Source organism: Acidobacteriota bacterium (assembly GCA_012729555.1).
GTDB lineage: Bacteria > Acidobacteriota > UBA6911 > UBA6911 > UBA6911 > UBA6911.
Window position 1 is genome coordinate 1 of the sequence record JAAYCX010000053.1, and the last position, 15,841, is coordinate 15,841.

A 15,841-nucleotide genomic window follows, 5' to 3' on the forward strand; every position below is an offset into this window, starting at 1 on the left:
ACGGATATCCCTCCGCTCGACCACCCCAAAGCGCCGCTCCCCCCGGCACGATATCCGGCCCCCCCGCCTGCTGATCCGATCCCCAGCATCGCTCCAGAAGATCGCCCTTCTGAGCAACATTCCCCGGCAGGACTCCCGGAAAAAGTCCTGGACACCCACTCCCGCCTCCGGATACGAACCCGGGACACCCACTTCGAGCCTCTGTCCAGACGCAGACCAGGATGAAATGGGTGTCCCGGGTTACCTGCTAGGGTGAAGTGGGTGTCCAAATTTGCCCGAAGGAGACTTCAGAAACCCCGATCTGTGGATGTCCACGATTATGGGGGATCGGGTACTTGGGCAGTGGATGTCCAGTTGTTAAGACGGATCTGGACATCAAGCGACACCCTATGATTTACTTTGTAACTATTCCGAATCAGGGCATCCGGAGTGAGAACCGCGTCTTCCGGTCCTGAACCGGGAGGGGAAACGACTCAAAAGGCAAGGAGAGCGCAACATGAAACAGGGCTCAAACGGACACTCGACACTGCAGTGGCGCAAGAAGATCGCCGGCAAATTCGAGCCTCTGCCGCAGTATCTCATTCCCGTGCTGCAATTTGTGCAGACCGAGGCAGGGTTTCTTCCGCCCGAGGCAATGACGGCCACGGCCGAATACCTGGGGGTTTCGGAATCGAAAGTCTATGGAGTGGCCAGTTTCTACGCCCAATTCCACTTTGAGCCGAGGGGCCGCCACATCATCACCGTCTGTCGCGGGACCGCCTGCCACGTGCGCGGCAGCGCCGCCATCCTTCAGGACGTCGAGAAGAAGCTGGGCATCCCCGCCGGCGGCACCACTCCGGACATGAACTTCTCGATCGAAACGGTCGCCTGCTTCGGGTCCTGCGCCCTCGCCCCCGTGGTCGTGGCCGACACGACGGTTCACGGGCGGCAATCGAGCTCATCCACGAGCAGGATCGTGGATCGACTGGCCGCGGAAGCCCCGGCCCCGGCCGCCAAGAAGAAGCCATCCAGGCCAGCGAAAAAGGCGAAGCCTGCCGCATCGGCGGCCAAAGGCGGAAAAAAGATGCGGACGCCGAAAAAGCACTAGGGCCAAGAGTATTTCAGCCAGGAGAAAACCACGGTGGATCTAGACAAGACAATCGAAAAAGCAGAAACAACCTGGTCCCGCCTCCAGAACGGCGACCGTCCCGTCATTTACGTCGGCGCCGCCACCTGTGGGCTGGCCGCCGGCGCCGGAGACCTTCTGGCCGCAATCCCCGAAGAGCTCTCCCGCCTCGGCGCCAAGGCCCACATCGTGCCCGTCGGCTGCATCGGGATGTGCTTCGCCGAGCCCTTCGTGGATGTCCAGCTTCCGGGCCGGAGCCGCGTTACCTACGACCGGGTCACCCCGGCGAAACTCTCGGCCATCCTGAAATCTGAACTGAAGAAGGGGCGCCCCCACGGCGATTACGCCATGGGCTATATCGGCGATGTTCCGGTCGACGGTGTCGGCCGCCTGTTCGACCTCCCCGTGCTCGCGCCCCAGGTCCGCATCGCCACCCGCAATTGCGGCATCATCAACCCGGAAAACCTGGACCACTACCTCGCCCGCGGCGGCTACCAGGGACTGCGAACCGCGCTCGGCATGACACCCGACAAGGTGATCGACGAGGTGCTCGCCTCGGGCCTGCGCGGCAGGGGGGGCGGCGGCTTTCCCACCGGCCTGAAGTGGCAGTTCTGCCGGAAAGCTCCCGGCGACCGGAAGTACCTCATCTGCAACGCCGACGAAGGGGATCCCGGGGCCTTCATGGACCGCTCGGTGCTCGAAGGGGACCCGCACTCGGTCCTGGAGGGGATGTGCATCGCCGCCTACGCCCTCGGCGCCGACACCGGCTACGTTTACATCCGCGCCGAGTACCCCCTCGCCATCAAGCGCCTGGAGATCGCTCTCGGGCAGATGCGCGCTCTCGGCGTGCTCGGCGAGGACATCCTCGGCAGCGGTTTCAATTTCAACATCCTTATCAAGCAGGGGGCCGGAGCCTTCGTCTGCGGCGAGGAGACCGCCCTCATGGCCTCGATCGAGGGGAAACGGGGGATGCCCCGTCCGCGCCCCCCCTTCCCGGCCACACAGGGGCTGTTCGGAAAACCCACCAATATCAACAACGTGGAAACCCTCGCCAACGTCCCCACCATCCTGCGGGAGGGAGCCGAAGCCTTTTCGAAACTCGGAACCCGGGGGAGCAACGGGACCAAGACCTTCGCCATTACGGGCAAGATCAACAATTCCGGCCTCATCGAAGTCCCCATGGGCATCACCCTGGACCGCGTTATCAACGAGATCGGCGGGGGGATTTCGGGCAAGGGCCGGTTCAAAGCGGCGCAGACGGGCGGTCCCTCGGGCGGCTGCCTCCCGGCGAGGCTCAAGGACCTCCCGATCGAGTATGAAACCCTCGCCCGCGCCGGATCGATCATGGGTTCGGGTGGACTCGTGATCATGGACGAGTCTACCTGCATGGTGGACTTGGCCCGTTACTTCCTCACCTTCACCCAGAGCGAATCGTGCGGCGAATGCACCCCCTGCCGCGTAGGGACCAAGCGGATGCTCACCATCCTGGAAAACATCTGCGCCGGCAAGGGGCAGCCCGGGGACATCGAGGAGCTCGAACGCCTCGGGAGCGCCATCAAGGACACCGCCCTGTGCGGCCTCGGACAGACGGCGCCCAACCCGGCGCTCACCACCATCCGGTACTTCCGCGAGGAATACGAGGAGCACATCCACGACCACCACTGCCGCGCGGCCGTCTGTTCGGCCATGGTGCTGGCCCCCTGCGAGCACACCTGCCCTGCGGGGGTGAAAGCCCATCGCTACGTGAGGGAAATCGCGCAGGGGAATTTCGAAAACGCCTACCTGGTCGTCCGGGAGAACATGCCGCTCCCCAGCATCTGCGGCACCGTCTGCTTCCACCCCTGCGAAGCCCGCTGCCGCCGCGGCCAGCTCGACGAAGCGATCTCGATCCGCGCCCTGAAGAATGCGGCGGTGCGCTACGGCAAGCAGGCGGAAAAGAGCACCGGGAAGTCGGCCCCGCCGAGCGGCAGGAAAGTGGCCGTCGTCGGTTCCGGCCCCGCCGGCCTGACCGCGGCCTACTACCTGGCGAAGGTCGGCGGCCACGAAATCACGATTTTCGAAAAACTACCGGTGGCCGGCGGCATGCTCCACACCGGGATCCCACGTTACCGCCTCCCCGAGCACGACCTCAAGCACGACATCGACATCGTCAAGGCCGCCGGGGTGAAGATCAAGACGCGCTCCGAGATCAAGTCGGTGGAGGAACTGAAGAAGCAGGGTTTCGACGCCGTATTCCTGGCGTTGGGCGCCCACGCATCCTGGACCCTGGGGGTCCAGGGAGAACGGGGCAAGGGAGTGCTCGACTGCGTGTCGTTCCTCCGCGACGTCTCCATGGGCAAAAGGCCCGACCTGGGCCGGCGGGTGGCGGTAGTCGGCGGCGGCAACAGCGCCATCGACGCCGCGCGCACCGCCCTGCGGCTGGGCGCGGAGGAAGTCACGATCCTCTACCGGCGCAACCGCGAGGATATGCCGGCCGATGAAGCCGAGATCGAACAGGCGCTGGCCGAAGGCGTGGAGATTTCGACCCTGACCCTCCCCGTCAACATCGGCAGGACCAGCTACGGTCTGGAGGTCACCATCCAGTCGATGCAGCTTTCGGAGGTGGACGAAAGCGGCCGCCGTCGCCCCGTCCCCAGGGAGGGGAGCGAGCGGCTGGAGGTTTACGACACCCTCATCGCCGCCATCGGACAGCTCCCCGAAATACCGGAAGAGCTGGAGGTGGAGGTCAACGCCGGAAGCCGCTGCATCGAAATCCAGGGGAAGCACCTGGCGACCACCATGAACGGCGTGTTTGCCGGCGGTGATGTCGTTCTGGGACCGGCCTCGGTGGTGGAAGCCATCGCCCAGGGGCGGGCGGCCGCCAGCGCCATCGACCGTTTTCTCGGGGGCAAGGGGAACATCGAGGAGCAACTGGCCCCGCCCGAGGACCTGTCGGCCCTCCCCCCCATGGAGGCGGAAACCGAGGCGCGCCTGCGGGTTCCCATGCCCGAGCTCCCGCCCCGGCGCCGCAAAAACGGGTTCGACCAGACCGAAAAGGGATATTCGAAGAAGGCAGCCATGGAGGAGGCCTCGCGTTGCCTCCGCTGCGACCTGCAGGACAAATAGTAGCCCCCCTTGGCTCCCTGCCCCGGACCGGGGGCGGTGGCCGACGGCAGGGGACAGAGGCTGGAGGGATCCCAAGAACAAAGGGGAGCGCGCGGCGCTCCCCTTTCTGCGTGCAACGGTCCGGGGAAAGCCTATTCCCCCCAGTCCTCCGGGAAAGCGGTGTTGACGAAAAGCTCTTCAAGCTGCGTCTTGTGCCCCTTCTCCATTTCGGCCAGTTCCCGGTAGAGCTTCTTGAACTCGGCGTCGGCGATGCGCTCGGCCATGGCCGCGTAGGTCTCCATCGCCTGCTGCTCCTTTTTCATCGCCAGCCGGAAGGCATCGGCCGGCTTCATCTCGAACGACAGCCGGGGAAGCGTCTCCGCCTCGGCGATCTGGTAGTCGTCCTCGATCTTCCGGAACTCGACCTGAGCCTTCGGATTGAAGCGGAACTGCTCGAGCATCCGCCGGTGGCCCTCCTCTTCTGCGGCCAGGCGCTCGAAGATGGCGACGGCGCTCGCGTCCTTCATCCTCGCCGCCGCGGCCTTGTAAAACTCGTGCGCCATGATCTCCTCGTTGATGGCGTCGAGCATGATCCTGTCGAAAGTATCAGCATCCATGGATTCTCCCCTCCGCCGCCCGACCGGGCGGCGTTCAATACCCGAAGCAGGCAGAGCCAAACTCCAAAACTGGACACCCACTGCATCCGGGTCGGGCCCGATCGATAGGATTGGACACCCACCGCGGGCCATCACCAGGCCGGCCGACCGGGGACTGGACACCCATTGCCGGCCTGTTCCCATCCGTTCCGCCCGATCACGGGGCAGCCACTACCGACAAGCGGGATCTGGACACCCACTACACCCCGTTCCAGGCCGATCAGCCGGAACTGGACACCCACCGCGGGCCATCACCAGGCCGGTCGACCCGGACCTGGACACCCATCCCGGGGCAACCGAAACCACGGGCCGGCACAGCAGCCCGGCCTTCGGATTCTACGCCTTCTCCAGCCGGGCAGCGCACGCCTTGTATTCGGCCGTCTGGGTCACGGGATCGAAGGCATTGTTGGTTACGACGTTGATATGAGCCTCGTGGAAGTGGAACGAGGACCAGAGCACCCCCTTGGGAGAACGCTTTGTCACCCACGCCTTCATCTTCACCCGGCCGCGGCGCGAGACTACCCAGACATAATCGCCGTCACCGATCTTGAGCTCCCGGGCATCCTCGGGGCTGACCTCCACCAGTTCCTCCCCGAAAAGCTCGTTGAATCCCACGCAGTTGCGCGTCTGGGTCCCGGTATGGTAGTGCCAGAGCCTCCGCCCGGTGCTGAGCGTGAAGGGGTACTCGTCGTCCGGCACCTCTGCAGGCGGGCGCCAGTCGGCGGGCATGAACTTGCCCTTGCCGCGGGAGAAATTCCCGTCCTTGTGAAGGAAGACGGTCCCCGGGTGACTCGTCGTGGGGGCGGGCCACTGGATCCCCCGCTCCTCGATCCGTTCCCAGGTGATCCCTGCGTAGCCCGTACCGAGGCGGCGCATATCCTCCCAGACCCCCCGGGCGCTCTCAAATTCCATGTCGCAGCCCAGTCGCCGGGCCAGTTCGGCATAGATCCACCACGCCTCCCGCGATTCCCCGGGGGCCTCGACGACCTTGCGCACCCGCTGCACGCGCCGTTCAGAGTTGGTGAAGGTCCCGTCCTGCTCGCTCCAGCAGGCACAGGGGAAGATGACGTCGGCGTAAGGGGTGGTCTGGTTCGGGAAAATGTCGAGCACGACCAGGAAATCGAGCGCCTCCAGGCAGCGGATGGTGTGCGCCTCGTTCGGCTCGCTCATCACCACATTCTCGCCGTGGCAGATGAAGGCCCGGGTGCGGCCGTCCAGCATGCCGGAAAACATGTCGGGGATGGTGAGTCCCGGCTTTTCCGGGAGGCGATCCACCTTCCATCCCTTCTTGAACTTCTCGACGACCGCGGGGTCGTCCACCCTCTGGTAATTATGGTAGATGTTCGGGAGCGAGCCCATGTCGCAGGCCCCCTGGACATTGTTCTGCCCGCGCAGCGGGTTCACACCGGCACTCCGGCAGCCCATGTTCCCCAGCAGCATCTGCAGGTTGGCGCACGTCATCACGTTGTCCGTACCGCAGGTATGTTCGGTAATCCCGAGCGTGTAGTAGAGCCCCATCGGCTTCGTGGTCCCGATGAGACGGGCGATCTCGCGCAGCTGCCCGGCATCCACCCCCGTGATCTCCGCCGCCCGCTCGAGCGGGTAGGCGGCCACCGACCGGGCGAGGGCCTCGTAGTTTTCCGTGTGCTGCTCGATGAAGGCCCGATCCGCCCAGCCGCGGGCGATGATTTCGTTCATCAGTCCGTTGAGCAGGGCCACGTCGGTGCCGACCCGGTGCTGTACGTGGTGGGTGGCCCAACGGACGAGGTCGATCTTCCGGGGATCGCAAACGATGAGGGTGGCCCCCTTCTTGACCGCGCGCTTCATGTAGTAGGAGATGACCGGATGCGCCTCGGTGGTGTTGGAACCGATGACGAAGAGCAGCCGGGCGTCCTCGATCTCCCGGATGGAGTTGGTCATTGCACCAGAACCGAATGTGGTCGCCAGCCCGACGACCGATGGGGCGTGTCAAGTACGTGCGCAATTGTCTATATTGTTGTTCCCGATGACGGCGCGCATGAACTTCATGGCCGCATAGTTGTTTTCGTTCGCGTCCCGGGAGGAGCTGATGGCACTGATCGTTTCAACCCCGTACTGCTCCCGGATCTCCCCGAGGCGCCGCGCCGTGAAATCGAGCGCCTCTTCCCAGGAAACCGGCTCATGCACGCCGTTCTTTTTGATGAGCGGGGTCGTCAGCCGCTTGTCGGACGCGGGAAAATCAAAGCCAAAGCGCCCCTTGACGCACAGCATCCCCTGGTTGGGCGCCCCACCCTCATCGCCGGTGACCTTGACCACCCGGTTCCGGGACCGGTCGACATGGAGCCACATCTGGCAGCCTACGCCGCAGTAGGGGCAGGTCGTGCGCACCTTCTCCAGGCTCCAGGCCCGGCCCGTGCCGATCGATTTCTTTTCGATGAGGGCACCGGTGGGACAGAGCTGTATGCATTCCCCGCAGGAAACGCAGCTCGATTCGCCCAGCGGCACGTTCTGATCGGCTATCACCAGCGACTGGATCCCGCGGTAGCCCATATCGAGTACCTCGTTCACCACGGTGCTGTTGCATCCCTTGATACAGCGATAGCAGTGGATGCACCTGTTGGGATTGCGCACCAGCATCGGGTGGCTGCCATCCACCTCGAGGCTCGGCTTGTCCATGACCATGGAGGGCCGTTCGATGCCCAGGCGATACGCGGCGTCCTGCAACTCGCACTCCCCGCACATCTCGCACGACAGGCAATCGTGTTCCCCCTCGCTCAGGAGCATGTCCACGATCGTGCGCCGCACCTCGAGGAGCCTCGGGCTCTCGGTCTTCACGACCATCCCCTCCGTAACAGGGGTGATGCACGACATCACCAGGCCGCGCGCCCCTTCCACCTCGACGGCACAGACCCGGCACATGCCGCTCTGGCCCACCTTGGGGTGGTAACAGAGGCTGGGAATGTAGAGTCCCTGGCCGCGGGCCACATCCAGGATGGTCTGCCCCTCGGCAGCCTCCACGACCCGACCGTTGAGCGTAAACTTGGGCATGAGCAACTCCCTCCGAAGAAATCGAAAACACCGGGGCGGCGTCCACCGCCTGGCAGCCGGCACCGGGCGTGCCGACACCGCTCACCTACGCTCGCATGGCGGCGGCACGCCCATACTTTAACCGTCCGGGGCGGGGGGCGTCAAGCAGCCAGAATCAACCGGGAAACCCCCGGGGAATAAGAATTAAAGCCCAGCGCCCCCCCTTCCGATGGGAATGGCGAGGTATGGAATGAAAAAGCCCGGGCGGTCGACCATCTCGGCCTTCAATTGTCCCAACTGCGGCGCCGCCGCTTCCGGCGACAGCACCCGCTGCCCCTATTGCCTGTCGGCCCTGGCAGTGAAAATCTGCGCGGCCTGCTACGGCGCCGTTTCGGTGACCATGAAACACTGCCCCCATTGCGGAGCCGAAATGACGAACACGGGAGGAGTTCCCGCGCCGGAGCTGCGATGCCCGCGGTGCGCATGCCCTCTCGAAGCGCGAGCCGTCGGCGCCCACACCCTTCATGCATGCGGCCGCTGCGGCGGCATGTGGGTCGACCGGATCAGCTTCCAGGACATCTGTTCGCGTGAAGAGGAGCAGGAAGCGGTCCTCGGGTATGCACCGCCCGAGCCGGTCGTCACGGAAGGGATTGAAGGCGTCAAAGGAGGGAAGCCCCGGGTTTACATTCCCTGCCCCGTGTGCGGTAAGTTGATGAACCATAAGAATTTCGCAACCTCATCGGGCGTAGTGCTCGATTGGTGCCGCGACCATGGCAGTTGGTTCGACCGCCAGGAACTGCATCGCATCGTCTCCTTTATCCGGGGCGGGGGGATGCGGCGCGCGCGCGAACTGCAGAAGGAGCGCCTGAAGGCACAGGAAGCCGAACTGCGAATGCGCCAGGCTCAATCGGCCGCACTGAGCCGCAGACTGGGGACCGATTCCACCGGGTTGGATCAGGGACCATCCGCCGACCTCCTCCTGAAATTTCTCACCCGCATGTTCCGCTGAACCCCAAATCCTGGACATCCACCAACTCTACCAGTAATGGACATCCACCGATTGAAGGAACCCCACAAGAATGGACACCCATCGCCGATTCCAGGACACCCCTCCTCTCTGACCCTCCACAAATTGGTGGATGTCCACAAATATAAAAAAATGAGAAAGACCCAGAATCATGGACACCCACCAATCCTGCCAATCCTGGACATCCACCGATTGGAGGAACCCCGCCATATGGACATCCATTGCCCCGAAGACCCCACCATTGGTGGATGTCCATGATTAGGTGAATAGGTGGATGTCCACTATTGGGAGATGCCGGCGATTAAAAACCCTGTCGGTCAAGCTTTACGAACGGTCCGGGGCGGAGCCCCCCAGCCACCCCTTGAGGCGGAAGAAGATGAGCAACCCCGCCGCCACGGCCGCCATCAGGCCGAGGGCGAAAAGGAATCCCCCGCGCCACTCGAGGTCGGGAACCTGGCGCGGAAAATTCATTCCATAGATCCCGGCAATGAGCGACATCGGGATAAAAATGGCGGAGATGATGGTCAGTACCTTCATGATTTCGTTGGTGCGGTTTCCGGTGCTGGAAAGGTAGACCTCCATCAAACCCGAAGTAAGATCCCGGTAGTTTTCCAGCAGGTCGATGATCTGGATCACGTGGTCGTAGCAGTCGCGCAGGTAGATGCGCTCCTCGTCCCGAATCCAGGGAATCGGCTCCCGGTAGAGCGTCGTCATCGCCTCTCGCAGAGGCCAGGCGGTCCGCCTGAGGGCAATCAGGCCCCGGCGCAACTCGTGGATCCGCTGCAACCCCTCCACGCTCGGGCTCGTGATGATGGCGTCTTCAAGCGACTCGACCTCCTCGCTGAATCGTTCCAGCACCGGGAAGAAGCAGTCGACGGCGGCATCGATCAGAGCATAAGCCAGGTGGTCGGGTCCCGCCGTGCGGCTCCGTCCCTTCCCCTCCCGGATCCGCTCCGGCACAGGACGGAAAAAGTCGTGCTCCCGCTCCTGGAAACTCAGCACGAAATCCTTCCCGAGGAAGATGCTGATCTGATCGGAACCGTGACCGTCCCGGTCGTGGGCCGCCCGCACCACGATGTAGCAGTAGTCCTTATACTGCTCCACCTTCGGGCGCTGATGGACGTTGACGACATCCTCCAGAGCCAGTCGGTGCAGGCCGAACAGCTCTCCCAGCCGGGTAACGACGGGGAGGTCCCCCAGACCCGTGACCTGGACCCAGACAACGGGCCATCGCCCGAGCACCGCGCGGGTCTCCCCGACATCCTCGATTTCCTTTTCCAACACCCTTTCGGGGCCGTAAGCGATGATACGTACGTGGGTTTTCGCCGCATCGGGATCCGGGATCAGCGTACCCGGGGGGCTGCCCGGGAGCGCCCGACGGCGGGGGATCGAACCATGGGGGCGACGACGATTCCTGCGCGACATGACACACCTCCGGATCGGGACCTGAACCGAATCAGGCATGAAGCTCCTTCGGCGGCGAACTTTCATGCATGATCCGGGTGAATGCCCGGCTCAGCCCCCGGCAGGGGGTCACGGGACCGGGTCGCGCGCGGGCGGTCTCATCACAAACAGCACGGCCGCCCCCACCAGGCACCAGGCGGCCAGGGTGTAAAAAACCCCGTTATACCCCCACCCGGCATCATAGAGCCAGCCAGCGATGGAGGGAGTGACCGAACTCAGGGTGGTATTGACAGCGACGGCCACCCCTGCAAGCGCCGCAAAGGGCTTTATTCCGTAGTAGTTACTGATCACCGCGGCCAGACAGACGACGCTCCCGCCGAAGCCGATGCCCATGCAGCTCGAAGCCGCAACCAGCAGGAACTGCGTGTCCGCACCCACCAAGAGCCACTGTCCGATCCCGAAGACACCGATAAAACCGGCCCAGATGAAGCGCGGGTCCAGGCGGTCCCCCAGGACTCCCACCAACCCCTTGGCAAAGAGCCCGGCCAGGGCCATGAGACTGGGAGCCCAGGCGCCCGCCGCACGTGAATGGCCCAGGTCCTGAAAGTGGACCACCCCGTGGGCCAGGAACACGGTATAGCCGCAACTCATTCCCATCTGGCAGAACATCATGATCCAGTATGGGAACCCTCCGAGCGCCTCCTTCACCGACCACACCTCGGAGGTAATGTGCACCGTCCCCCGGCCTGGCTTCCTGGAACCGGGGCCGGCACGGCCGGGTTCACCCGGCGCGGCCTCGCCGTCGGGCCGCTGTCCCAGGTCCTCCGGCTTTTCCTTCACGAACACAAGAGCCGCAAGGCCCGCGGCCAGCGACAGGGCGGCGATGAACCACCAGCCCATGCGCCAGTCCCCCCCGGCCGCCGCGATTGTCCGGTTCAGCAGCGGGGACGCGATGAAGCCGCCAACTCCGCTGGCCGTGCTGATGATCGAAAGCGCCAGCGCCCGGCGCCGGATGAACCAGCGGGCCAGGCCCGCCTGCGCACCCAGCATCCCCCCCGCCGCGACCCCCGTCCCGACCAGCAGCCCGAAGGCCAGCGCCGCACCGAGACCGCTCCGCACCAAGGTGGCCATCAGGATCGACCCGGACGACACCAGCAGGCTCCCCGCAAACAGGGTGCGGCGGATTCCGAACCGGTCGACGCAGAGCGCAACGAGCGGCCCCGGAAGACCGGACATGATCGTGAAGAGCGAAAAAAGGAGTCCCAGCGTCCGCCGGTCCAGCCCCAGGTCCCGCATCATGACAGCGTTGAGGACGCTCGACCCGTAGATGGGGAACGCGAGATTCACAAAGACGACAATCCAGAATATCGCGAGGAGCTTCCAACCATAGAACCGGCGCGGCGGCATTCAGCCTCCTTCCTCAAGCGCTATTGCGGGATATCCGCAAATCATTGCGCGCCAGTATGGGGCCATTCCCCCGCCGCCGTCAACAGAAGCCGGAACCCAATTGTGGACACCCACGGAATCACCGCTCCGGGCCCGATGGACGGTCGCCTTCGATCATCAAATCATGGACATCCACCGATTGGCGGGCTTCGACCCCAGGCTGAAAGCCAATGCCCAGAGGCGGACATCCGTCTCATTGGCCCAATGAGTGGATGCCCAGGATCGCCCTCCAGGATTGCTCCGGTTGTGGACATCCACCTATGGAGAACCCAATTGTGGACACCCACGGAATCACCGCTCCGGGCCCGATGGACGGTCGCCTTCGATCATCAAATCATGGACATCCACCGATCGGCAGGCTTCGACCCCAGGCTGAAAGCCAATGCCCGGAGGCGGACATCCGTCTCATTGGCCCAATGAGTGGATGCCCAGGATCGCTCTCCAGGATTGCTCCGGTTGTGGACATCCACCGAAGGAGGAGTCCGCCGCTCAATAAGTGGGTGTCCAGGATTGATGTCCAGGATGGTGCGTGTGCAGTCAGTCGGTGGGTGTCCACAATTGGACGATACGGCCGGGTGAGGGGTGGGGCGAAGGCCGGGAGGTGGATTTGGGCAGGAAGACTGTCCTCGGGGTGGAGGCGCCGAGCGGACTCGAACCGCTGAATCGAGGTTTTGCAGACCTCTCCCTTAGCCACTTGGGTACGGCGCCTCATTGAGGCACCCGACATTGTATTCGATGCGGCGCTCTCACGCAAGTGCCGATAGGGGACAGGCTTCCCGCATGGTCCTTCTCCCGATCGGCCCCGCCGGGCCCCCTCCGCCCGGACGGGACCTGCGGGCCACGACCCAGGCGCGCGGAGGAGGCGCTTCGGGGAGACCGCTGACGGCAAGCGACGCGGAGATTGGCCCGTAACACCCTTGCAGTCAAAAAGTTCAGCGGCACCCGGGCATCTGCTGCGTTGGCGCCCCACGACGATGCGCCCACACCCCCTGCGTTGCGCCGCCTTGCATCCGCCCCGCGCGGCGCGCGGCACGCAGCGTTTCCCAACTCCCGGACACGCTAGTAGCCGTGGTCGGAAAGCTTGACCTTTCCGCGGAACGCCCAGTAGATGGCCGTAGTGTAGGCGAGCACGAACGGCATGCCGATCGCGGCGATGATGGCCATGATGCGCAGCGTCTTCTCCGAACTGGCCGCGTTATAGATATTCAGGCTGTTGCCGGGCGAGAGGCTCGAGATCACCAGGTTCGGGTAGAGCGTGAGGCTGAACAGAAACACCAGCCCGGCGATGGTGGCCGACGAGGAGATGAAGGCGTAAAAAGGGCGCCCGAGAAAGATCGCGCGCGGGACGTTGGCAAACGCCAGCACCGTCGCGACGACCGCGATCCAGGCCCACCCGTGCTCGCGGAAGTTGTGAGCCGCATCGGGGATCCAGAGCAGGGTGAAAATCGTGGCCAGGACATAGCAGACCAGGCTGAAGCCGAACCCGCGCCACATCCAGCGGTGCACCAGCTCCTGCAGCTCCCCCTCCGTCTTCAGGTAAAGGTAGATCGCCCCGTGCATCATGGCGAAGGAGACCGTGAGCAGCCCCAGGAGAATGGGGTAGGGGCGGAGCATACCGAGGAAGGTTCCCCGGAACACCCCCTCGGCGTCGATCGGGATGCCGGCGAGGGCGTTCCCCACCGCCGCGCCGAAGAGGAAGGTCGCCAGAGTGCTCGCGCCGAAGAAGCCCCAGTCCCAGAATCGCCTCCACGCGGTCGATTCGCGCTTCCCGCGGAACTCGAGCGACACCGCCCGGAAAATCAGGGCGAACAGCAGGAGCATGAAGGCGACGTAAAAGCCGGAAAAAACGGTGGCGTAGGCGCTCGGGAAGGCGGCAAACAGCGCGCCCCCGAACGTCACCAGCCAGACCTCGTTGCCGTCCCAGAGGGGGCCGATGGAATGGATCATGATCCGGCGCTCCCGGTCGTCGCGCGCCGCCGGATGCAGGATCCCGACCCCCAGGTCGAAGCCGTCGAGGATGGCGTAGCCCGCCAGCAGAACTCCCAGGAGCAAAAACCAGAGATGATTGAGATCCACAGCCCGATTCCTCCTCTTCAGTCCGGATGCCTCACGAATTCCCCGCCGGGCCGGCTCCGTCGGAAAGCTCCGCGGCGTCGGACCGGTCCCGAACTTTCGCAGTCCCGGCCTGCCCTCACCCAGCCTTACGTACAGCGGGGGCGCACCCGATGAGGCGCAGGGAATTCACGCCCCGGGCGAAAACCCTCGCCTGCTCCCAAGACATCCGGGACAGCGGGCGTTTCGATCGATCCTCCCGCCCTCGACTCCCGGGCACGGGGAGCATTCCCTTCGTCGGGTCCTCCGGCCCCTCGCCCGGCACCGACAACGTCCTGTCCTCCCGGCGCCCTATTTTCGACCCTTGTCTTCCGTCAGGGAATCCAAGTGGCCCGAATACCTGGCCACCGTCTCTCTCACCCCGCCGGGCATCGCATTCCCCGGAGCGGTCGCCGGCTCCGGGCCCTTTTGAATCTTGTCGTTCAGCACGAAAATCCAGACCGCGAACAGCAGCGCGTAGATGACGCCGAACATGGCAATCGACCCGCCCACGTGCGCAGGCGTAAGATTCTGGGACACCGCCTCGTTCGTTTTCAGGAGGTTGTAGACGATCCAGGGCTGGCGCCCCACCTCCGCCGCCACCCAGCCGAGCTCGTTGGCGACGAAGGGGAGGCCGACGGAAAAGACGAAGATCCAGAGCAGCCATCGTTTCCCGAACAGCGTCCCCCGCCGGTAACACCAGAGCCCGTAGAGCGTCAGGACGATGAAATAGGCCCCCAGCCCCACCATGATGTGAAACGATTGGAACGGAATCCCCACCGGGGGCACGTCGGGCTCGAACTGATCCAGGCCGGCCACCGGCGTCTGGAGGTCGCGGTGCGCCAGCAGGGTGAGCATCCCCGGAATCGTGAGGCCGTAGCGCACGACCCGGGCCTCGCTGTCGGGGACCCCGAAGACATGAATGGCCGTGGGCCCCTCCCCGGTGTCGTAGATCCCTTCCATCGCCGCAAGCTTCGCCGGCTGGTGGCGCGCGACCATGACCGCCTGGGAATCCCCCGATACGACGATGGCGAGCGAGGCCGCGGCGCCCACGAAGAGGGCGGGCACGAAAGACCGGCGCGCGAAATCAACGTGCCGTTCCTTGAGGAGGTAGTAGGCGGAGATGCTGAGGATGAAGAAGGACCCGACGATCAGCGCGCCGATCAGCACGTGGACCAGCCGGTCCATGGCGCTGGGATTGAACACCACGCTCCAGAAATCGGTGATCTCGGCCCTTTGAACGATCCCGGCAGGGGTGGCGACGTCACGGATGACGAATCCCGCCGGCGTCTGCTGCCAGGAGCCGGCGACCACGATCCAGAGCGCGGAGAAAATCGACCCCAGGGCAACCATCAGGGTGGCGAAGAAATGGACTTTGGCCGAAACCTTGTCCCAGCCGAAGACGAGCAGCGCCAGGAAACCCGACTCCAGGAAGAAGGCGAAGATCCCCTCGGCCGCCAGCGCCGAACCGAACACGTCACCCACGTAGCGGGAGTAGACGGCCCAGTTGGTGCCGAACTGGAATTCCATGACGATGCCGGAGGCGACCCCCAGGGCGAAATTGAGGGCGAAGATGCGGGTCCAGAATTTGGCCGCCGTCTCGTAGCGGATGTCCCGGGTCTTGAGGTAGCGGGCCTCCAGGTAGACTAGGAACACCCCCATCCCGATCGCCAGCGGGGGGAAGATGTAATGAAACATGATGGTGATGGCGAACTGCAGGCGGGAGAGCATCACGACATCCATATCGCCGGCTCCAGGCGTCCGAATCCGCGGCCGGTAGCTCCGCCCCGGATGTTCGAACGGGAAAAGGGTTCGGTGAACTCCTTATATATAGCCCCAACCGCGCCGCCGGCACAAGCCGGGACTTGCCGGCCGGAGAGTGGGGCACCCGGCACAAGCAGGGACTTGCCGGCCGGAGAGTGGGGCACCCGGCACAAGCAGGGACTTGCCGGCCGGAGAGTGGGGCACCAGGCACAAGCAGCGACTTGCCGGCCGGAGAGTGGGGCACCCGGCACAAGCAGC

9 protein-coding genes and 1 tRNA gene are annotated in these 15,841 nt (G+C 64.4%); 3 read left to right on the plus strand and 7 right to left on the minus strand.

Annotated features, from left to right (window positions below; translation table 11 throughout):
• The first annotated feature begins 496 nt into the window (after window positions 1-496).
• Complete coding sequence (locus GXY47_10480) at window positions 497-1,087, plus strand: NAD(P)H-dependent oxidoreductase subunit E (GenBank protein ID NLV31569.1); 591 nt, start codon at window positions 497-499, stop codon at window positions 1,085-1,087.
• 33 nt (window positions 1,088-1,120) lie between these two features.
• Entirely contained in the window at window positions 1,121-4,210 is a 3,090-nt protein-coding gene (gene nuoF / locus GXY47_10485) for an NADH-quinone oxidoreductase subunit NuoF (protein ID NLV31570.1), read from the plus strand.
• A gap of 131 nt (window positions 4,211-4,341) precedes the next feature.
• Here the strand turns inward: nuoF and GXY47_10490 are convergent, their stop codons facing one another.
• Together GXY47_10490 and fdhF are read right to left on the minus strand one after the other, a co-directional pair.
• Window positions 4,342-4,806 (minus strand): ferritin family protein, encoded by a 465-nt coding sequence (locus GXY47_10490; GenBank protein ID NLV31571.1) that lies wholly within the window; start codon window positions 4,804-4,806, stop codon window positions 4,342-4,344.
• Window positions 4,807-5,181: 375 nt separating this feature from the next.
• Window positions 5,182-7,872, minus strand: a complete 2,691-nt coding sequence (fdhF, locus tag GXY47_10495) for a formate dehydrogenase subunit alpha (protein NLV31572.1) — start codon at window positions 7,870-7,872, stop codon at window positions 5,182-5,184.
• A gap of 229 nt (window positions 7,873-8,101) precedes the next feature.
• On the opposite strand from fdhF, the gene GXY47_10500 reads away from it, so the two are divergent.
• Window positions 8,102-8,860: a hypothetical protein gene (locus GXY47_10500; GenBank protein NLV31573.1), complete on the plus strand. Its 759-nt coding sequence runs from the start codon at window positions 8,102-8,104 to the stop codon at window positions 8,858-8,860.
• Between the two features lie 342 nt (window positions 8,861-9,202).
• Here GXY47_10500 and corA read toward each other — a convergent pair whose 3' ends face one another.
• The 5 genes from corA to GXY47_10525 form a co-directional block, all read right to left on the minus strand.
• Window positions 9,203-10,303: a magnesium/cobalt transporter CorA gene (corA, locus tag GXY47_10505; protein ID NLV31574.1), complete on the minus strand. Its 1,101-nt coding sequence runs from the start codon at window positions 10,301-10,303 to the stop codon at window positions 9,203-9,205.
• Between the two features lie 108 nt (window positions 10,304-10,411).
• Window positions 10,412-11,689 (minus strand): MFS transporter, encoded by a 1,278-nt coding sequence (locus GXY47_10510; GenBank protein ID NLV31575.1) that lies wholly within the window; start codon window positions 11,687-11,689, stop codon window positions 10,412-10,414.
• A 671-nt stretch (window positions 11,690-12,360) separates the two neighbouring features.
• Window positions 12,361-12,436 (minus strand) — tRNA-Cys (locus GXY47_10515).
• Window positions 12,437-12,787: 351 nt separating this feature from the next.
• Window positions 12,788-13,804: a cytochrome d ubiquinol oxidase subunit II gene (gene cydB / locus GXY47_10520; GenBank protein NLV31576.1), complete on the minus strand. Its 1,017-nt coding sequence runs from the start codon at window positions 13,802-13,804 to the stop codon at window positions 12,788-12,790.
• 327 nt (window positions 13,805-14,131) lie between these two features.
• A complete protein-coding gene (locus tag GXY47_10525; protein NLV31577.1) occupies window positions 14,132-15,562 on the minus strand; it encodes a cytochrome ubiquinol oxidase subunit I in 1,431 nt (476 codons plus the stop codon).
• Window positions 15,563-15,841: the final 279 nt, after the last annotated feature.

Coding starts and splice junctions, on each gene's coding strand:
- GXY47_10480 (NLV31569.1), top strand. CDS start 497: ATGAAACAGGGCTCAAACGGACACTCGACACTGCAGTGGCGCAAGAAG.
- GXY47_10490 (NLV31571.1), bottom strand. CDS start 4,806: ATGGATGCTGATACTTTCGACAGGATCATGCTCGACGCCATCAACGAG.
- GXY47_10500 (NLV31573.1), top strand. CDS start 8,102: ATGAAAAAGCCCGGGCGGTCGACCATCTCGGCCTTCAATTGTCCCAAC.
- corA (NLV31574.1), bottom strand. CDS start 10,303: ATGTCGCGCAGGAATCGTCGTCGCCCCCATGGTTCGATCCCCCGCCGT.
- GXY47_10510 (NLV31575.1), bottom strand. CDS start 11,689: ATGCCGCCGCGCCGGTTCTATGGTTGGAAGCTCCTCGCGATATTCTGG.
- GXY47_10525 (NLV31577.1), bottom strand. CDS start 15,562: ATGGATGTCGTGATGCTCTCCCGCCTGCAGTTCGCCATCACCATCATG.